General features: G+C 67.9%; 20 protein-coding genes. 10 read left to right on the forward strand and 10 right to left on the reverse strand.

Features of this window, described 5'->3' with window-relative positions; genetic code table 11:
* The first annotated feature begins 22 nt into the window (after positions 1 to 22).
* Positions 23 to 2,971, forward strand: coding sequence for an EAL domain-containing protein (locus ABE434_RS14820; RefSeq protein WP_346479370.1), 2,949 nt, complete (start codon positions 23 to 25; stop codon positions 2,969 to 2,971).
* Positions 2,972 to 3,004: 33 nt separating this feature from the next.
* Here ABE434_RS14820 and ABE434_RS14825 read toward each other — a convergent pair whose 3' ends face one another.
* On the reverse strand, positions 3,005 to 3,886 hold the full coding sequence (locus tag ABE434_RS14825) for a LysR family transcriptional regulator (protein ID WP_346479371.1): 882 nt from the start codon (positions 3,884 to 3,886) through the stop codon (positions 3,005 to 3,007).
* Between the two features lie 115 nt (positions 3,887 to 4,001).
* Between ABE434_RS14825 and ABE434_RS14830 the strand changes: the two genes are divergently transcribed.
* Both ABE434_RS14830 and ABE434_RS14835 read left to right on the forward strand, forming a co-directional pair.
* Positions 4,002 to 4,814, forward strand: a complete 813-nt coding sequence (locus ABE434_RS14830; RefSeq protein ID WP_346479372.1) for a class III extradiol ring-cleavage dioxygenase — start codon at positions 4,002 to 4,004, stop codon at positions 4,812 to 4,814.
* Positions 4,815 to 4,922: 108 nt separating this feature from the next.
* Positions 4,923 to 6,566, forward strand: a complete 1,644-nt coding sequence (locus ABE434_RS14835; RefSeq protein WP_176990632.1) for a Na+/H+ antiporter — start codon at positions 4,923 to 4,925, stop codon at positions 6,564 to 6,566.
* 133 nt (positions 6,567 to 6,699) lie between these two features.
* On the opposite strand, the gene ABE434_RS14840 is transcribed toward ABE434_RS14835, so the two are convergent.
* Complete coding sequence (locus tag ABE434_RS14840; RefSeq protein ID WP_259261709.1) at positions 6,700 to 6,951, reverse strand: DUF3297 family protein; 252 nt, start codon at positions 6,949 to 6,951, stop codon at positions 6,700 to 6,702.
* A gap of 136 nt (positions 6,952 to 7,087) precedes the next feature.
* Between ABE434_RS14840 and ABE434_RS14845 the strand changes: the two genes are divergently transcribed.
* The gene (locus ABE434_RS14845) at positions 7,088 to 7,630 is read left to right on the forward strand and encodes a hypothetical protein (protein WP_346479373.1); all 543 of its coding nucleotides are present in this window, start codon (positions 7,088 to 7,090) and stop codon (positions 7,628 to 7,630) included.
* 42 nt (positions 7,631 to 7,672) lie between these two features.
* On the opposite strand, the gene ABE434_RS14850 is transcribed toward ABE434_RS14845, so the two are convergent.
* From ABE434_RS14850 to msrB, 5 genes are all read right to left on the reverse strand, one after another.
* Positions 7,673 to 7,945, reverse strand: a complete 273-nt coding sequence (locus ABE434_RS14850; RefSeq protein WP_176990634.1) for a DUF4031 domain-containing protein — start codon at positions 7,943 to 7,945, stop codon at positions 7,673 to 7,675.
* Positions 7,946 to 7,959: 14 nt separating this feature from the next.
* On the reverse strand, positions 7,960 to 8,469 hold the full coding sequence (locus ABE434_RS14855; RefSeq protein ID WP_346479374.1) for a hypothetical protein: 510 nt from the start codon (positions 8,467 to 8,469) through the stop codon (positions 7,960 to 7,962).
* Between the two features lie 75 nt (positions 8,470 to 8,544).
* A complete protein-coding gene (gene motB / locus ABE434_RS14860) occupies positions 8,545 to 9,489 on the reverse strand; it encodes a flagellar motor protein MotB (protein ID WP_346479375.1) in 945 nt (314 codons plus the stop codon).
* A 9-nt stretch (positions 9,490 to 9,498) separates the two neighbouring features.
* The gene (motA, locus tag ABE434_RS14865) at positions 9,499 to 10,353 is read right to left on the reverse strand and encodes a flagellar motor stator protein MotA (RefSeq protein ID WP_346479376.1); all 855 of its coding nucleotides are present in this window, start codon (positions 10,351 to 10,353) and stop codon (positions 9,499 to 9,501) included.
* Between the two features lie 147 nt (positions 10,354 to 10,500).
* Positions 10,501 to 10,968 (reverse strand): peptide-methionine (R)-S-oxide reductase MsrB, encoded by a 468-nt coding sequence (gene msrB / locus ABE434_RS14870; protein WP_176990638.1) that lies wholly within the window; start codon positions 10,966 to 10,968, stop codon positions 10,501 to 10,503.
* A gap of 127 nt (positions 10,969 to 11,095) precedes the next feature.
* Between msrB and ABE434_RS14875 the strand changes: the two genes are divergently transcribed.
* Together ABE434_RS14875 and ABE434_RS14880 are read left to right on the forward strand one after the other, a co-directional pair.
* Positions 11,096 to 11,518, forward strand: a complete 423-nt coding sequence (locus tag ABE434_RS14875) for a classical arabinogalactan protein 4 (protein WP_346479377.1) — start codon at positions 11,096 to 11,098, stop codon at positions 11,516 to 11,518.
* Positions 11,519 to 11,691: 173 nt separating this feature from the next.
* Positions 11,692 to 11,862 (forward strand): lana protein, encoded by a 171-nt coding sequence (locus ABE434_RS14880; RefSeq protein WP_176990639.1) that lies wholly within the window; start codon positions 11,692 to 11,694, stop codon positions 11,860 to 11,862.
* A gap of 70 nt (positions 11,863 to 11,932) precedes the next feature.
* Here ABE434_RS14880 and ABE434_RS14885 read toward each other — a convergent pair whose 3' ends face one another.
* Positions 11,933 to 12,412, reverse strand: coding sequence for an Lrp/AsnC ligand binding domain-containing protein (locus tag ABE434_RS14885; protein WP_019185754.1), 480 nt, complete (start codon positions 12,410 to 12,412; stop codon positions 11,933 to 11,935).
* Between the two features lie 149 nt (positions 12,413 to 12,561).
* On the opposite strand from ABE434_RS14885, the gene ABE434_RS14890 reads away from it, so the two are divergent.
* Complete coding sequence (locus tag ABE434_RS14890; protein ID WP_346479378.1) at positions 12,562 to 13,872, forward strand: D-amino acid dehydrogenase; 1,311 nt, start codon at positions 12,562 to 12,564, stop codon at positions 13,870 to 13,872.
* Positions 13,851 to 14,924, forward strand: coding sequence for an alanine racemase (alr, locus tag ABE434_RS14895; protein WP_346479379.1), 1,074 nt, complete (start codon positions 13,851 to 13,853; stop codon positions 14,922 to 14,924). Before ABE434_RS14890 ends, alr begins: the two co-directional genes overlap by 22 nt.
* An 8-nt stretch (positions 14,925 to 14,932) precedes the next feature.
* On the opposite strand, the gene ABE434_RS14900 is transcribed toward alr, so the two are convergent.
* A complete protein-coding gene (locus ABE434_RS14900) occupies positions 14,933 to 15,499 on the reverse strand; it encodes a DUF3016 domain-containing protein (protein WP_176990642.1) in 567 nt (188 codons plus the stop codon).
* 234 nt (positions 15,500 to 15,733) lie between these two features.
* On the opposite strand from ABE434_RS14900, the gene ABE434_RS14905 reads away from it, so the two are divergent.
* Both ABE434_RS14905 and ABE434_RS14910 read left to right on the forward strand, forming a co-directional pair.
* Entirely contained in the window at positions 15,734 to 17,719 is a 1,986-nt protein-coding gene (locus ABE434_RS14905; protein ID WP_346479387.1) for an ATP-binding protein, read from the forward strand.
* A gap of 67 nt (positions 17,720 to 17,786) precedes the next feature.
* On the forward strand, positions 17,787 to 18,077 hold the full coding sequence (locus tag ABE434_RS14910; RefSeq protein WP_176990643.1) for a DUF3247 family protein: 291 nt from the start codon (positions 17,787 to 17,789) through the stop codon (positions 18,075 to 18,077).
* Positions 18,078 to 18,110: 33 nt separating this feature from the next.
* Here ABE434_RS14910 and ABE434_RS14915 read toward each other — a convergent pair whose 3' ends face one another.
* Complete coding sequence (locus ABE434_RS14915; protein ID WP_123731285.1) at positions 18,111 to 18,374, reverse strand: hypothetical protein; 264 nt, start codon at positions 18,372 to 18,374, stop codon at positions 18,111 to 18,113.
* Between the last annotated feature and the right edge of the window lie 57 nt (positions 18,375 to 18,431).

The following is an 18,431-nucleotide window of genomic DNA, read 5'->3' on the forward strand; positions in this document are numbered from 1 at the left end:
GTCGTGCGGAAAAAGGGTTGCGATGCCCGCGTTGAACCGTGCCCTGGCGCGGCCGCTGCGGACCTTCGTGTGGCTCGGGGTCTGCCTGGGCGTGCTGCTGGCCGCCGGGCTGGTGGCGATGCTGGTCAATGATGCCCAGCGCCGGCAGGAGGCCGCGCAGCGCCAGAGCTCGGCGCTGGCGACCGGTGCCCAGCGCCTGCTGCGGCTGGAGCTGCGCAATCTGGAGCGGGCCATGCAGGGCATTTCCCGGGACGGGGCGCTGCTGTTCCAGCGCGTGCCCGCGCAGGCCCCGGACCTGCTCGATGCAGGCATCGCAGGCACCCTGCAGCGGCATGCCGAACTGCACAGCATCGTCGTGGTCGATCAGTACGGGCGCGCCCTGACCAGCGGCAGCGGCGACCTGCAGTTGCCGCTCTGGGCGGTGGATGACAACCGCGGCAGGGGCAGCCAGCTGTTCCTCGGTCCGCCGCAGGCGCTGGACAGCACGCACTGGATCCTGCCGCTGGCGTTGCCGATGGGCGGAGACCGCTGGCTGCTCGCACGGCTGCGCACCTCGGAACTGCAGTCGGTCATCGGCGGCATGGATACCGGCGAGGCCGGGGTGATCTCGATCACCGACCCACAGGGCTATGTGCTGGCGCGCAGCCCCGATCCGGTGGGCGTGGTGGGGCGCCGCTTCGGCCTGGCCAAGCGCGAGCTGCTGCGCCGCGATGCCCTGACCCCATTGGGGACGGAGACCAGCGCGGTCGATGGCGTCGAGCGCATCTCCAGCCTCAGCACGCTGGCCCAGTACCCGCTCGCGGTGTACGCCGGGTTGGGCCGGCGCGATGTGCTGGCGGCCTGGTGGCCGTATGTGCAGGCCTCGGTCGGGGTCTACCTGCTGTACTGGGCGCTGTTTGGCGCGGTCTATGTCAGCCTGCGCCGCGCCACGCGCGACCAGGACAGCCTGAGCGAGGAACTGCGTACCGGCCACGCCGAACTGCGCATGGCCCATCAGGTCGGCAAGGTCTGCACCTGGTACGTGGACGAGGATGCCTGCCTGCTGCGCTGGTCACCGCTGGCCCGCGAGATCTTCGGCATCGATATCGAGAGCCTGCCGCTCGCCGATTTCTTCGCGCGGGTGCACCACGATGACACGGCGCGCATGCAGCAGGCCTTCGACGCCGCGTTCGCCGGCAGCGGCGTGCTCGATGAAATGTTCCGCCTGGTGTTGCCGGGCGGGGCGATCCGCTGGGTCTCCGCGCGCGGCCAGCGGGTGGCGGTGGTGGACCGCGAGCGGCGCATGATCGGCGCGCTGACCGATGTCAGCGAGCGCGTCGACGCGCTGGCCCGCGTGCAGCAGGCCGAGCGCCAGTTCCGCCTGTTGTTCGACCGCAATCCGGCACCGTTCTGGGTGTTCGATCCGGACACGCTGCGCTTCCTCGAGGTCAACGAAGCGGCGGTGCGCCAGTACGGCTACAGCCGCGATGAATTCCTGTCGATGAGCATCCTGGACATCCGCCCGCGCGAAGGCTGGGAGGAAATCCGCGGGGCGATCGCGCAGGCCCGCATCGGCGATGTGCAGGATGCGCAGGTGCGCCTGCACCAGCGCAAGGACGGCAGCGTCTTCGAGGTGCGTGCGCATCTGGCGCGGCTGGATTTCGATGGCCGCCAGGCCTGCCTGGTGCTGGCCGAGGACGTCAGCGAGCGGCTGGCCTATGAGCGCGACCTGGCCTACCACGCCACCCACAACCCGGCGACCGGCCTGCTCAATACGCGCGCGCTGGCCGCGCAGCTGGACGAGGAGGGCGGGGCGTACACGATCGCGTACGTGCAGTTCCGCGGCCTGCAGCTGGTGTCGGACACGCTGGGCCGCGAAGTCGGCGACGTGGTGCTGCAGGCGATGGCCAAGCGCCTGGGCGGGCTCGGCGTGCGCTACGGCCTGCTGGCCTTCCAGCCTGCCGAGGATTTCATCTTCGCCATCCGCGACGACCATCAGCGCCAGACCGCGCTGGATACGCTGGTGCAGACGGTGTCCGAACCGGTGCGCGGGCAGGATTGGCTGCACCAGTTCGAGCCGCGTATCGGCGTCGCCGTGAAGTTCGACGGCGATGCCAGCACGGCCGAGCAGGTCATCGGCATGGCCGCGCAGGCCGCGCATGCGGCGCGCGACGAAGGCAATGTCATCGCGTGGTACGACACCACCGTGAGTTCCCGTTTTGCCGAGCGGCTGCGCCTGGCCGGGCGCATCCACAGTGCGATCGATACCGAGTTCGAGCTGTACTACCAGCCGATCTGCCATGCCGGCGACAGCAGCCCGGCCGCGCTGGAAGCCCTGCTGCGCTGGCCGCAGGCGGATGGCAGCTTCATTCCGCCGGGCGAGTTCATCCAGCTGTGCGAAGACACCGGGCTGATCCTCGCGCTTGGCCGCTGGGTGATCCGCGCCGCGGCACAGGCACAGCGGCAGCTGGTCGATGCCGGCTGGGACCTGCCGATCGCGGTGAACGTCTCGGCGGTGCAGTTCTTCAACAGCGACCTGGTCGCCGAGTTCACCCGCGCCAGCCAGGAGTTCGGGCTGGCCCGCGGTGCGCTGCAGGTCGAGCTGACCGAGAGCAGCTTGATGCGCAAGCCGGGCCAGGCCAAGCAGACCATGCAGCGCCTGCACGAACAGGGCATCTGCATTTCGCTGGATGATTTCGGCACCGGTTACTCGAACATGTCCTATCTGCAGCATCTGCCACTGGACATCCTGAAGATCGACCGCAGCTTCGTGGCGGACGTGGAAACCAATCCGCGCAATGCCTCGATCTGCCGCGCGCTGCTGTCGCTGGGCCACAGCATGGGCCTGACCATCATCGCCGAAGGCGTGGAGACCCCGGGCCAGCATCAATGGTTGGCCGCGCACGGCTGCGACCAGGTGCAGGGCTATCTGCTCGGCCGGCCGATGCCGCTGGCCAAGGTGATCGCGCAGCTGGACGCGGTGGAGGCGTAACGCCGGGGGCTGCCCGGGCGCCGCCACCCATGGTCAGCCCAGCGCTTCGACCAGGTAATCGATGAAGCTGCGGACCTTGGGTGCCAGATGGCTGCGGCTGGTGTACACCGCATGGATGCCGATGCCGGGCACCGCCCACGCGGGCAGCACGCGTTCCAGCCGGCCATCGGCGATGGCCTCGGCGACCAGGAAGTCCGGCTGCACGATGATGCCCATGCCGGCGATCGCGGCCTCGCGCAGCACATCGCCATTGTTGGCGCGGACGCTGCCGTGCACCGGCACGGAGACCTCGCCGCGCGGGCCGTGCAGCTGCCAGGCATCGCCACCGGCCCAGTAGCTGTAACTCAGGCACTCGTGTGCGGACAGGTCTTCAGGCTGCTGCGGGCGGCCATGCGCATCCAGATACGACGGCGCCGCGCACAGGCTGATCTGCACGTCGGCGAGCTTGCGCGCGATCAGGGTCGGGCTGGGCTGGCGGGTGATGCGGATCGCCACGTCGTAGCCTTCTTCCACCATGTCCACCAGGCGGTCGGACAACGACAGGTCCAGTTCCACCTGCGGGTAGCGCGCGCGATAGCCGGCCAGCAGCGGACCGAGCCGCGCGATGCCATAGCTGACCGGCGCGTTGATCCGCAGCCGTCCGGAGGGCTCCAGCGCCTGCGCGCTGATGCCGGCCTCCAGCGCATCGAATTCGGCCAGCAGACGCACGCACTCGGCGTAATAGGCCGCGCCCGTGCTGGTCGGGCTCACGCGACGGGTCGTACGGTTGAGCAGGCGGGTCGACAGGCGCTTTTCCAGCGCGGCGATCTGCCGGGTGACCCCCGCCGTGGACAGGTCCAGGGCCTGCGCGGCGGCACTGAAGCCGTTGCGCTCGACCACGGCGACAAACACACGCATGGCGTCCAGAGTGTCCATTGTTTCTTTTTCCGGAATAAACAGCGTCGATGCATCGTATTTATTGGCCGATCCGTACGCAATAGTCTGAGATCCAGGCACCGCCCCGGTGGGCGTGCCGCTATTGGAGTCCGTGATGTCCCGCTTGCCCTCCTTCTACATCTCCCACGGTTCGCCGATGACCGCGCTGAATCCCGGTCTGATCGGCGAGCGCCTGGCCGCACTGGCGGCGCGCCTGCCGCGCCCGCGCGCGATCGTGATGGCCTCGGCGCACTGGCTGACCCACCAGCCGGTGGTGGGCGGGCATGCCCAGCCGCCCACGATCCACGATTTCGGCGGTTTTCCGCAGGCGCTGTTCGATCTGCAGTACCCGGCGCCGGGCGACCCTGCGCTGGCCCAGGAGATCGCGCAGCGGCTGACCGCGGCCGGCCTGCCGACGGCGACCGATCCGCAGCGCGGCCTCGACCACGGTGCCTGGGTGCCGCTGCGCTTCCTGTACCCGCAGGCGGAGATTCCGGTCGTGCCGCTGGCGATCCAGCCATTGCTTGGGCCGGCCCATCAGTTCGCGCTGGGCCGCGCGCTGGCGCCGCTGCGCGAGCAGGGCGTGCTGTTGATCGGCTCGGGCAGCATCACCCACAACCTGCACGACTGGCGCAGCTACCAGGACGGCAAGGAAGCGCCGTATGTGCGGCCCTTCATCGAGTGGGTGGAGCAGCGCCTGCAGGCTGATGACAGTGCCGCACTCCTGGACTACCGCCGTCAGGCCCCGCACGCCGTGCAGGCACACCCCAGCGACGAGCACCTGCAGCCGCTGCACTTCGCGATGGGCGCGGCCGGTGGCGATGCGCTCGGCGCGCAGCGTATCGATGCCGGCATCGATGCGGGTTTCCTGGCGATGGACATCTATCGCTTCGACGGCGCCGACGCGCAGCTGCTGTCCGCCGACTGAGCCTGGTGCGCCCCGCGCATTCGCGTGGCGGCGCACGTGTGGTACGTTTTTTCCTGTTTCCGGCGCCGGCTGCCCGCAGCCTCCCCCGCGCTGCTTACTGGAAAATGCATGCATACCATTGAAGTCGTCCTGGCGATGCTGGTGGCGGTGGTCGCCAGCGGCTACCTGGTCCGCGTCCTGCCGTTGTCCCTGCCACTGCCGCTGGTGCAGATCGGGCTGGGCGCGGTCATTGCCGGGGTGTTCAACCGCGGCCACGCGCTGGAGCCGGAGATGTTCTTCCTGCTGTTCCTGCCGCCGCTGCTGTTCCTGGATGGCTGGCGCATCCCCAAGCAGGGCCTGTTCCGCGATAAAGGCGTGATCCTGGAGCTGGCGTTCGGGCTGGTGGTGTTCACCGTGATCGGGGCCGGCTTCCTGATCCACTGGATGATCCCGGTGATGCCGCTGGCCGTGGCCTTCGCGCTGGCGGCGATCATCTCGCCGACCGATCCGGTGGCGGTCAGTTCGATCGCCTCGCGCGCGCCGATCCCCAAGCGGCTGATGCACATCCTGGAAGGCGAATCGCTGCTCAACGATGCCTCCGGCCTGGTCTGCTTCCGCTTCGCGGTGGCGGCGGTGATGACCGGCACCTTCTCGCTGGCGACGGCCTCGCTGACCTTCCTGTGGGTGGCGGTGGCCGGGCTGGCGATCGGTGTGGCGGTGACGCTGGGCGTGTCGACCTTCCAGCGCTGGCTGTGGCGGCGCTTCGGCGAGGAGCCCGGTGCGGCGCTGCTGGTGAATCTGCTGATCCCGTTCGCCGCCTACCTGCTGGCCGAAGAGTTCAACGCCTCGGGCATCCTCTCGGCGGTCGCCGCGGGCATCACGATGAGCTACGTGGAACTGAGCGGCCGTGTCTCGGGCAGCATGCGCGTGCAGCGCACGGCCGTGTGGAACATGCTGCAGTTCAGCTTCAACGGCATCATGTTCGTGCTGCTGGGCGAGCAGCTGCCCGGCATCGTCGAGCGCGCGATCAAGACGGTCAGCGAGAGCGGGCACCACAGTGCGTGGTGGCTGCTGGTCTACGTGGTGGTGATCAACCTCGCGCTGGTGCTGCTGCGCCTGGCCTGGGTGTGGCTGTCGCTGCGCTGGAGCCTGCTGCGCGCGCGCCACCGGGGTGAAGCACGCCCGGGCACGTCGTGGCGGATCGTGGTGGCGACCTCGCTGGCCGGCGTGCGCGGTGCGATCACCCTGGCCGGCGTGCTGACCCTGCCGCTGTTCCTGCCCGATGGCAGTGCGTTCCCGGCGCGCGATCTGGTGATCTTCCTGGCCGCGGCGGTGATCCTGATCTCGCTGGTCGGGGCCAGCATCGCGCTGCCGCGCCTGCTCAAGGGGCTGGAACTGCCGGCCGATTCGGGCGAGCGCAAGGAAGAAGACCTGGCCCGCAAGCTCGCCGCCAAGGCCGCGCTGGCCGGGGTGGAGCGTACGCGCCAGCAGCTGGTGCAGAACCAGACCACCGAGAACGTGCAGCTCTACAACGACGCCGCCTCACGGGTGAGCCTGCTGTACCAGCGCAATCTGGAGAAGGACGCGGGGCCGGATGCCGATCCGGAAAAGGTGAAGCGGATGGAGCAGGGCTATCGCCAGCTGCGCACCGCCGGGCTCACCGCCGAGCGCGAAGAGCTGTTCCGGCTGACCCGGCGCGGGAAGATCTCCGATGAGATCTCGCGCCGGCTGATCCGCAACCTGGACCTGCTGGAGACGCGGCAACGCGATTGAAGCGGGGTAGAGCCACCCCATGGGTGGCTGCGCGGACCTACTGGAACCCACGCGCCCGGGACGAAGGGCAGCCACCCATGGGGTGGCTCTACCCCGGCACACGTGGGATCAAGCGTCTCCGGCAGACGTGGGATCAGGCGTCCGGCTTCTGATCCAGGAAGTAGGCCACCACGGTGCCCTTGATCTTGATCGTCATCGGGTTGCCGCGGCGGTCACGGGCCTTGCCGGCCTGCACGCGGATCCAGCCTTCGCTGACCGAATACTCCTCGACGTTGTCGCGCTCGACATCGTTGAAGCGGATGCCCACGCCGCGCTCCAGCGCAGCGGCATCGTGGAAGGGGCTGGTCGGGTTGATCGCCAGGTGATCGGGAGGGGTATCGCTCATGGTCACAGGATGCTGACGACCACCAAGGCCGTCTTCTGGCGTACAGGATAAACCGCAGCGGGCCCCGCGCCGAATTTCGCTTCCTGCCAACGCCCTTGCACGGCAGAATGCGCCCCTGTCTCCAGGAATACCGGTCATGCCCGACAACAGCGATTATTTCGACTTCGAAGAAGAGGAACGCGATTTCGACGAGGACGATTTCGAGGCGCGGATCTGGAACCTGTTCGTGCTGATCAACCCGGGCGATGAAGAACTGGCCCTGCAGCAGTTCAACCGCTGGCGCGAAGCACTGCTGGAAAGCGGGGAAGGCATCGATGAGGACGCCGACTGGCTGCCGCCGATGATGGCCGCGATTGCCTGGCAGTCCGGCTTCGAGGTCGAGCGCAGCGATGCCGATGCGCTGATGTCGGCCGTCAACGAGCTGTCCGCGCGCTGGAACCTGCAGATCGACTGGGGTGGCGACCTGGACGATGAGGATTTCGCCGCCGGGGTGGACGCGCCGGCGCTGATGGCCACCGCCCACGACCGCCTGCGCGAGCACAACTACGCGCTGTGGAGCGTGGATACCGGCAATGACACCCTGGCCGGCTGGATGGCGCTCAACCGCGATGACGACGCGATGCTGGCGCTGTGTTCGCTGCTGGGCGTGGAAGTGCGGCCGGGCAGCGACCCGTTCTGACGGCGTGACTGCGGTCTGCGGGTGCCGACCAACGGTCGGCACCTACCGGTATTGGCTTCTCGCATTGGCGATGACCGCTTTGACCAGCGCGCGGTCCGTATGCCGTGAGATGGCCTGTGCGCCCAGGGCGATTGCCTGCAGGCGCAGCGGGGCGGGCACGTCGTAGTGCGCGCCGCTGCGGCGGTTCTGGAACGCCCGCAGCGGAATCCCGAGCTGCGCCGCCATGGCGTGCAGCTCGGGCAGGGTGTCGGCCATCAGATGCGCCCAGCGCTCGCCGCGCCAGGGGTGTACCGCATCGTCGATATAGACCGTCACCGGATCGCCGTGGCTCAGGCCTGCGGCTTGTCGTCGCTGGCGGCCGGGGCCGGCTCGGCATCGGCCGGGGCAGCGGCGTCGTCGTCGGCCACGATCTCGGCATCTTCGGCGTCGGCGTCGGCGTCGGCTTCGTCGTCACCTTCCACGCCTTCGAACTCGGCGACCAGCTGCGACAAATACTCGTCGGCGGTCTTGCCTTCGTCGGCGGCCAGGTCGTCGATCAGCTGCTGCAGCTGGGTCGAGTACTCCAGGTTGACCTTGCGGCCTTCCTTCTCCTGGACGTTGGACAGGTGCTTGAGCATGGCCAGCATCGGCACCGGGTTGTCGGCGTTGCCCATGGTCTGGCCGCCGATGGCCAGCAGCCACTCGGTGCCCTGCAGGCCGATCGCGGCGACGACCTGGCCTTCTTCGTTGGTCAGCACGGCATGGTTCTGCACCGGCTGCTGGGCGTTGAGGCGGTTGATCGGACGCTTGGGCTGCTGCTTCTTGCGCTTGTCGCGCTTGGCCTTGGACTGCTTGGACATGAGGACGGTCTATCTACAAAAGGAAAGACCCATTGTAGTGCCGGCCGCTGGCCGGCTCCACCGCCCCCGCGCCCCTTAGGGCGCGACAGCCGGCGCCAGCGCGGCCTGGATATCCGCGTCGGCCGCCGTGGGCGACAGCGCCACTTCCTGGCCGGCGCCCGCCAACGCCGCGGCCTCGGCGGCCTTGGTCATCACCACGATGCTGATCCGGCGGTTGATCGGGTTGTCCGGCTGGCTCCGGTCGAACAGCACCGAGGAGGACAGGCCGACCACGCGGGTCACCTTGTCTTCGGTCATCCCGCCATCAAGCAGCGCACGCCGGGCGGCGTTGGCGCGGTCGGCGCTGAGCTCCCAGTTGCTGTAGCCATGCACGGCGTTGTACGCGGTGGTATCGGTATGCCCGGTGATGCTGATCCGGTTCGGCACGTGGTTGATGAACTGCGAGAGCTCCCGCAGGATCTCGCGCGTGTAGGGCTTGAGCGTGGCGCTGCCCATGTCGAACATCGGGCGGTTCTGCTTGTCCACGATCTGGATGCGCAGCCCTTCCGGGGTGAGGTCGAGCAGCAGCTGGTCCTTGAACGGCTCCAGCGCCTGGCTCTTGCTGATCGCTTCTTCCAGCTCCTGCTTGAGCGCTTCGAGCTGCTGCTTTTCCCGCTCGCGATCGGTCTGCGGCACCGGCTTGGCGGCCTGCTGGCTCTGGAAGGGATCGTTGCTGTTGCCGCGCGAGATGTCGGTGGCGCCGCCCAGCTTGATCATCGAGGTGCTGGCGCCGCCCGGACCGGCCATGCCGGGGGCCGGAGTGGAACTGCTGCCGGCCAGCGGGCTGGGGTTGCGGAAGTATTCGGAGATCGCCGCGCGCTCGGGCTTGGTGGTGGCGGCCATCAGCCACAGCACCAGGAAGAAGGCCATCATCGCGGTCACGAAGTCGGCATAGGCCACCTTCCAGGCACCGCCATGGTGCGCGGCGTGGCCGGCCTTCTTGACCCGGCGGACGATGACGGTGGGTTTGTTCTCGGCCATGGCGCTGCCTTACTTGACCGTCTTGAGGTGCTGTTCGAACGCGCTGAAGCCCGGGCGCACGTTGGACGGCAGGGTCTTGCGGGCGAATTCGAGGGCGATCTTCGGGTTGTAGCCGCGCAGGCAGGCCAGCAGGGCGGTCTTCACCGATTCGTAGATGCGCGCGTCCTGTTCGGCGCGGGCTTCCACGGCCGAGGCCAGCGGGCCGACGAAGCCGTAGGCCAGCAGGATGCCCAGGAAGGTGCCGACCAGTGCGCCGGCGACGTGCGCGCCGACTTCGGTGATCTCGCCGCCGATCGAGCCCATGGTGATCACGATGCCGAGCACCGCAGCGACGATGCCGAAGCCCGGCAGGCCGTCGGCGACCTTGTTGAGCACCGCGGCCGGCTGCATCGCCTCGCCGTGATGCTTCTCCAGCTCCAGCTCCAGCAGCGGCTCCAGCTCATGCGGCTCGATGTTGCTGCCGATCATCAGGCGCAGGCAGTCGGTGATGAAGTCGACCAGGTGATGGTCGGCCTGCACCTTGGGGTAGTTGGCGAAGATGCTGCTGTCGGCCGGGCGCTCGACATGGTCTTCCAGCGCCATGAAGCCTTCGCGGCGGGCCTTGTTGAGCAGTTCGTAGAGCAGGCTGAGGACGTCGATGTAGTCCTGCTGCTTGTAGCGCGGGCCCTTGAACACGCCGACGGTGGCCTGCAGGGTCTGCTTCACGGTTTTGACCGGGGTGCCGACCAGGAACGCGCCCAGCGCGGCACCGCCGATGATCACCAGTTCATAGGGCTGCCACAGCGCGCCGAGTTTGCCGTGCGCGCCCACATAACCGCCGAGCACGCTGAGGATGACGACGAGAAGTCCAACGATGATGAGCATGGGGCCGACGCGGGAAGGGGATACCTCCATGTCGGCCCCTTCACACCATTTCTGAAGGGGAGCGTTCGACCAATGTCACACTTTTGAGCTGGCACGTGCGGGCCAAGCCACAGGCAGGCCTCAGGCGTGCGGGCCGACCGGTCGTGCCTAGGCCGCCGCGCCGGCTTCGGCACCACCGCGCTGCAGGGGATCCGGATAGGCCTGCCCGTTGGGCGTGAACGACAGCGAGACCGAATTCAGGCAGTGGCGCTCGTGGGTCGGCGGCGGGCCATCGGGGAACACATGGCCGAGATGGCTGTCACATCGCGCGCAGACGATTTCGGTGCGGACCATGCCATGGCTGGCGTCGCGGATCTCACGGACATGGGCCGGGTCGAAGGGCGCGAAGAAGCTCGGCCAGCCAGTGCCGGAGTCGAACTTGGTGCTGGAGCGGAACAGCGGCAGGCCGCACAAACGGCAGCCGTAGACCCCGTCCTGCTTGTTGTCCAGGAACACCCCGCAGAACGGCGCCTCGGTGCCATGGTGCAGCAGCACGCGCTGCTCATCGGCGCTGAGCCCGGCCACCAGGGCCTGGCGCTGGGCGTCGGTGGGCGGGGAAAGGTCGAAAGCTGTCATAAACATTCCCTATTGATGTGGTACGTAGATTGAGCTGTTGCCTCTGGAGGTACAAGCCAGGGCGTTCATGGTGCTGATACCCGTGCAGGTGCATGGTGAAGACCTGAACCGCCGCCGGGAGACCGCCATGTACCGCCCAAGCCGCCTCGCCGCTGCCCTGCTGGTTCTGCTGCCGTTGACCGCGGCCGCGCAGATCGGCCCGCCGCCCAAGCCCACGGCGACGCGGCCGGTGGTCGCGCCGCAGCCGACGCCCACGCCGCTGCCCACCCCCGTCCAGCCGGCGCCGGTCGACAGCCTGTCCGGGCAGATGGCGCCGGTGAGGTCGTCCGCGCAGACCCAGCAGCAGCTGCGCACGCATCCGATCCAGAGCAAAGGCCCTTCGCAGCCCGCGCCGATGCAGGGGCCCGCGGTACAGGGCAAGGTCTACGACCGTCACGGCCGGATCATTCCCGGGGCCCGCCAGGTGAGCCCCAATCGTGTGCTCGATACCCGCACCGGCCGCTACTACGACTCCATCCCCAGCGGCGACGGCCAGCAGATCAAGCCGTAATCGGGGGCCATGGCCTGCGAGCAAGATGAATGGTTTACATCGCTGTTCCCGCAGTCATCGCCGTCAACGGAGTGCCTCACCGATTTTTCGCCTGTGATTAACCGGATCGGCGAGACCCTGTCCCCGCGCCGCAACACAGCGCATCCCCGAGGTTTTTCGAGAAGAGTGCAATCATGGCTAACCAGCAGAACCGCAGTCCCGGCAAGGCGCCGCAGGAGCAGCAGGGCAGTCAGCAGCAGAACCAGAAGCCCGGCCAGCAGAACCAGCAGCAGTGGGACCAGCAGAATCAGAAGGGCGGCAAGCAGCAGGACCAGAAGCATCAGGACCAGAAACAGCAGCGCTGATGCGCTTGACGCAATGAACGAAGGCGGTGCGCACATGCGCGCCGCCTTTCTGCTTTGAACCGGCCCGCGCTCAATCCGGGATCGGCAGGGTCAGGGTTTCCTTGACCTCTTCCATGACGATGTAGCTCTTGGATTCACGCACATGCGGCAGGGTCAGCAGCGTGCTGCCGAGCAGCTTGCGGTACGACGCCATCTCGCTGATGCGGGCCTTGAGCAGGTAATCGAAGTCGCCCGAGACCAGATGGCATTCCAGCACGTTGGGCAGCTTCAACGCCGCCCGCCGGAACTCTTCGAAGATGTCGCCGGACTTGTAGGCCAGGCTGATCTCCACGAACACCAGCAGGCTGGCCTTGAGGTAGTGCGGATCGAGCTTGGCGTAGTAACCGGTGATCGCGCCGTCGCGCTCGAGCCGACGGACGCGCTCGGTGCAGGGCGTGGTCGACAGGCCGACGCGCTCGCCCAGCTCGGTGAAGGAAATCCGGCCCTCGTCCTGCAGGATGCGCAGGATCTTGCGGTCGATCTTGTCCAGTTCGCGGGCACGCGCGGCCATCGGCGTCAGCCTCTCAAGGTTGTTGGCAGGACAATACCCTGCCTCAGGCTCTAAAAACAGGCGAATTGCTTGGTTGTGGCTGACTATACTTCCTCAATTATGGTCCCGGCGTGCTCCTGCGCAGGGAATGATCGGGTTGGAGAGGTGTCATGCGCGTTCTAGTCCTTGGCAGCGGTGTGATCGGCACGACCAGTGCCTGGTACCTGCGGCAGGCCGGGTTTGAAGTCACGGTCGTCGACCGCCAGCCCGGTCCGGCGCTGGAAACCAGTTTCGCCAACGCAGGCCAGCTGTCGTTCGGCTATACCTCGCCGTGGGCGGCGCCGGGCGTGCCGCTCAAGGCGGTCAAGTGGCTGTTCTCCGAACACGCGCCGCTGGCGATCCGCCCGGGCCTGGACTGGCACCAGTACCGCTGGCTGGCGCAGATGCTGCGCAACTGCACGCACGAGCGCTACGCGATCAACAAGGCGCGCATGGTGCGCATGTCCGAGTACAGCCGCGACTGCCTCAACGAACTCCGCCGCGAGACCGGCATCGAGTTCGAAGGCCGCGACCTGGGCACCACCCAGCTGTTCCGTACCCAGCAGCAGCTGGATGCCTCCGCGCAGGACATCGAGGTGCTGGCGCAGTACGGCGTGCCCTATCAGGTGCTCGACCGCGACGGCATCATCGCCCACGAACCGGCGCTGGCCGGCGTGGCCGACACGCTCGTCGGCGCGCTGCGCCTGCCGCGCGACCAGACCGGCGACTGCCAGCTGTTCACCCGCCGCCTGGCGCAGATGTGTGTCGATGCCGGGGTCGAATTCCGCTTCGACCAGGACATCGCCGGCCTGCAGAGCGACGGCGACCGCATCACCGGTGTGCGCATCGACGGCAAGCTGGAAACCGCCGATCACTACGTGGTCGCGCTGGGCAGCTATTCGCCGTCGCTGGTCGCGCCGCTGGGCATGCAGCTGCCGGTGTATCCGCTCAAGGGGTACTCGCTGACGCTGCCGATCACCGACCCGGCGATGGCCCCGACCTCGACCATCCTGGACGAAAGCTACAAGGTGGCCGTGACCCGCTTCGACGACCGCATCCGCGTGGGGGGCATGGCTGAAGTGGGCGGGTTCGACCTGTCCCTCTCGCCGCACCGCCGCGCCACGCTCGAGAAGGTCGTGCGCGATCTGTACCCGCACGGCGGCGATCTGTCGCGCGCCGAGTTCTGGACCGGCCTGCGCCCGGCCACGCCGGATGGCACGCCCGTGGTCGGCGCCACGCCGTACCGCAACCTGTTCCTCAATACCGGCCACGGCACCCTGGGCTGGACCATGGCGTGCGGCTCCGGCCGCTACCTGGCCGACCTGATGGATGCCCGCCAGCCGCAGATCAGCACCGAAGGCCTGGATATCTTCCGTTACACCCACCATGCCGCGTCCGTCCGTCACCGTGAGTCGAGTTCATGCGCCCAGCCCGTGCGTTGATTGATCTGGAGGCGCTGCGCAGCAATTACCGGCTGGCACGCGAACTGGGGGGCGGCAAGGCCGTAGCGGTGATGAAGGCCGATGCCTACGGCCACGGTGCGGTGCGCTGCGCCCGCGCGCTGCAGGCCGAGGCCGATGCGTTCGGCGTGGCCTGCATCGAGGAAGCGCTGGAACTGCGGGCGGCCGGCATCACCGGTCCGATCCTGCTGCTGGAAGGCATTTTCGACGCCGATGAGCTGCCGTTGATCGTCGAACACGATCTGTGGTTCGCGGTCGGCGCGCCGTGGCAGGTCGAGGCGGTCGCCGCGTTCCAGACCACCGCCACGCTCACCGTGTGGTTGAAGCTGGACAGCGGCATGCACCGCCTGGGCCTGTGGCCGGACGAGTTCCGCGCCGCGCATGCCACGCTGAGCACGCTGGCGCATGTCGGGCCGATGGTGCTGATGACCCACATGGCGCGTGCCGACGAACTGGACAGCCCGCGCACCCGCGAGCAGGCCGATGTGTTCGCGGCCGCCATCGAGGGACTGGACGGGCAGACCAGCCTGTGCAATTCGCCGGCGCTGCTGGGCTGGCCGGACGTGCGCAGCGACTGGGTCCGTCCGGGCCTGATGCTGTACGGGATCAACCCGATGCCCGCGCATACCGCGCTGACCCAGCGCCTGCGCCCGGCCATGACCATGCGCTCGAAAATCTTCGCGGTGCGCGATATCGCGGTGGGCGAGCCGGTCGGCTACGGCGCGCGGTTCGTCGCGCAGCGGCCGACCCGGGTCGGCGTGGTCGCCCTCGGCTATGCCGATGGCTACCCGCAGTTCGCGCCGAACGGCACGCCCGTGCGCATCGATGACCAGCCCGGCATCGTGATCGGTCGGGTCTCGATGGACATGCTCACCGTCGACCTCACCCACCTGCCGCAGGCGGGTATCGGCAGTACGGTGACGCTGTGGGGCGATGCCCCGCGCATCGAGGCGCTGGCACCGCTGTGCGGCGTCAGTGCCTACCAGCTGCCGTGCGGCGTGAAGCGGGTCGTGCGCGAGTACCTGGGCGGCTGAGCGAGGGCTCAGGTGCTGGCGGTGGCCTGGTTGCGCAGCTCGCGCCGGATCCAGTCATCCAGCAGGCGCTTCTCGTAGCGCAGCGGATCGGTGTCGCTCTGCCGGCCGATGTTGTGCAGGTAGCCGGTGTCCTGCAGCTTGCGCTCCCCTTCGCCGATCACCTGGCCCTGCGCATCCTTGAGGGTGTAGGTCAGCGACACGCGCGGCGGATAGATGTCGCGCATCACCCGGATGTCGTTGGAGCGCGGGCCGTGCCACGGCTCGTAATCGCCGGCGCGTTTGATGTCGGTAAACGTCACGTCCAGCGTCTGGCCAGGCTGCAGCTCCTTGCCGGCGGTGGTCTGGACGTACTTGGCCAGCTGCTGCACCCAGTCGCCGCGTTCGGCTTCGAAGCGGTTGTTGCTCTGGCGGATCTCGGTGAACTGCGCCGGGTCGGTCCAGGTCACCTGGACCGGGCCATCGGCCTGGAGCGCGCGCGGGGCCTGCGGGTCGGTCACGGTACGCGGGGCGGCGGAGGCACTGCCGACGAGCAGCAGGCCAGCCAGGGCGCCGGCGATCAGGGATGTGCGGTTCATGACAACTCCTGGGTCGCGATCACAAGGGGGATCTGGTGCCCAGTGTGATCCCGATCCGGGTGGCCCACAATGCAGGCGTGTATGCTCCGCCTCTGCGGTTGGCGCCAATTCACCCAGGCCCGCCCCCCGACCCTCGGCGCTTGACGCTGCGAATACGCGCGTTGGCCGATCCTGTCCTCCTCTGTTTCGCCAGTTGCCTCATTGAAGCCCTTGCCCAGCCTGCCCACTTCGACGTTGGAACGCGCCTCTTTCCTGGCTTCATCGCCGGATCCGGCCCTGTATCGCACGGTACTTGAACGCCTGAATGCGGGGTTCTGCATCATCGAAATGATCTTTGATGATGCGGGTGTTGGCGTGGATTACCGGTTCGTCGAGGTCAACGAGGCGTTTTCGCGCAATACCGGGCTCGACAATGCCTGTGGCCAGCGGATGAGCAGCCTGCAGCCCGGGCATGAGCAGGATTGGTACCGTGTCTATGGCGAGGTGGCACTGAGCGGCCAGGCCAGGCAGTTCGAGATGGAAGCGCGCGCCTTGAACCGGTGGTACTCGGTCGAGGCGGTCAGCGTGGGCGAGCCCGGCGAGCATCTGGTGGCCGTGGTGTTCTTCGACATCACCAACCGCAAGCACATCGAAGTGGAGCTGGCCGAAAGCGAGGCGCGCTTCAGTGCGCTGGCCGATGGCCTGCCGATGCCGGTCTGGGTGCTGGATGAGCGCGGCCATTCGCGCTTCGTCAACAGCGCCTTCAGTGAGTTCTTCGGTGGCGACGAGCAGCGCGTGCCGGATGATGTCTGGCGTGGGCTGGTGCATCCCGATGATGCCTCGGTGTTCGATTACGAACTGCAGGAAGCGCTGAAGTCGCAGCGCTCCATGCATGCGCTGGTCCGCGGCCGCCGCGCCGACGGCCAGTGGCGCTGGCTGGAGATGAACGCGCGTCCGCGCTTCTCGCGGATGGGCCGTTTCATCGGCCTGGCCGGCAGCAGTCCGGACGTGACCGAGCGCCGCGAGATCGAAATGGCGCGCGAGGAACTGCTGCAGTCCGAGCGTGCCGCACGCAGCGCTGCCGAAAACATGGCGCGCTTGAAGGATGAGTTCCTGGCCACGCTGTCGCACGAGCTGCGCACCCCGCTGACCACCATCCTGGGCTGGAGCGAACTGCTGCTGCAGCGCATCGACAACACCAGCCCGATGTACAAGGGACTGGGCGTGATCGCCAACAGTGCGATGGCGCAGAAACGCCTGATCTCGGACATGCTGGACCTCAGCAGCATGCTGCTGGGCAAGGTCCAGCTGGAAGTGGAGATGCTGGATCTGCGTGCGCAGCTGGAAGAAGCGATGCGCGCGCAGGAGCTGGTCGCCGAAGGCAAAGCGCTGTCGATGGAACTGGTGATGCCCGACGAGCCCTGTCTGGTGCTCGGCGATGCCACGCGCCTGCAGCAGGTGCTGTGGAACCTGCTTTCCAACGCGATCAAATTCACCCCCGCCGAAGGGCGCGTGATCCTGACCCTGGCGGCCGACGGCGGGCAGTGGTCGATCACCGTGACCGATTCCGGCGACGGTATCGCACCGGAATTCCTGCGCCATCTGTTCAGCCGCTTCCGCCAGGCCGACGGCACCACCACGCGCCGCCACGGCGGCCTGGGGCTGGGGCTGGCGATCGTGCAGCAGCTGGTCGAACTGCATGGCGGCGTGGTCGCGGCCAGCAGCGAGGGCCACGGGCAGGGGGCGAGCTTCAACGTGCGCCTGCCGCGCTATCAGCCGCAGGCCGACGGCCGCCCGCTGCGCGAAGTGTTCAGTGGCCCGATCACCGAGCAGATCATTGAACCGTATCCGCTCAAGGGTCTGCACCTGCTGGCCGTGGAAGACCAGCCCGAAGTGCTGGAGTATCTGCGGCGGCTGCTGGAGGAACAGGGTGCCTCGGTCACCACGGCCTCCTCGGCCGGGGAAGCGCTGGCGCTGCTCAACGAGAACGGGCATGCGGGCATCGACGCGTTGCTGACCGATATCGGCATGCCGGGCATGGATGGCTACGGGCTGGTCCGCACGCTGCGCGACAACATGGGGGTCGAACCCGATGCGCTGCCCGCCGTGGCGGTGACCGCGCTGGCGCGTGCCGACGATCGCAAGCGCGCGCTCGCCTCGGGCTTCCAGGAACATGTGGCCAAGCCGTATTCGGTGGCCCAGCTGGTCGCCGCTGTGCGCGGCGTGCTTGGCGGGCGCTGAGCGTCCGCCGTTGGCGGTGTGTTGACGCCGCCACGGGCACACTGAGGCGTACGCCACAGGAGTTGCCATGTCCCGTTACGCCCCCCGCATCCACACCGATCCGGCCGCCATCGCGGCCCTGGAAGCGCTGCTGCCGCAGCTGCATGGCCAGACCCAGGTCGAACTCACGCTTGACGATGGCAGCCGCCTGCTCGGTACCGTGGCCGTGCAGCCGACGCTGCAGCAGTACCGCGACGCCGAGGAGAACGAAGGCAGCAATGGCCAGCTGCGGCTGGACGATCTGGACACCCCGGTGCAGCAGCACGTGGTGTGGCTGGACCAGATCAAGGCCATCCGGCAGCTGCCCTACCGCGAGTGATCGCGGTGGGCAGGCGCGCCGCCAGAGACGGGCTCAGTGGATGAATTCGCTGGGTTCGGCCTCGAAACGGCGCGCGTAGGCCCGCTCATCGGCGATCCTGGCCACTTCTTCATCGGCCAGGTCCGGGGCGCCATAGACCGCATAGGCCACGCTGCCGTCGGCCGTTTTGCCGACCTGATGGAGCCGGTAGCGCGAATGGCCGCCGCCGGTGTCTTCGGGGTAATGCACCGGTGGTTGGCTGCCCTCCATGTCCATCTCGCTGTTGTCGACTACGCCACCGACGAACAATGCACGCATGAGCCATCTCCACGGGAAGTGAGGCTCCACCCTGCCGGTTTGGATGTTGTCAGGGCA

The organism is Stenotrophomonas sp. TWI1183 (genome assembly GCF_039673115.1).
GTDB classification, from domain to species: Bacteria; Pseudomonadota; Gammaproteobacteria; order Xanthomonadales; family Xanthomonadaceae; genus Stenotrophomonas; species Stenotrophomonas maltophilia_AA.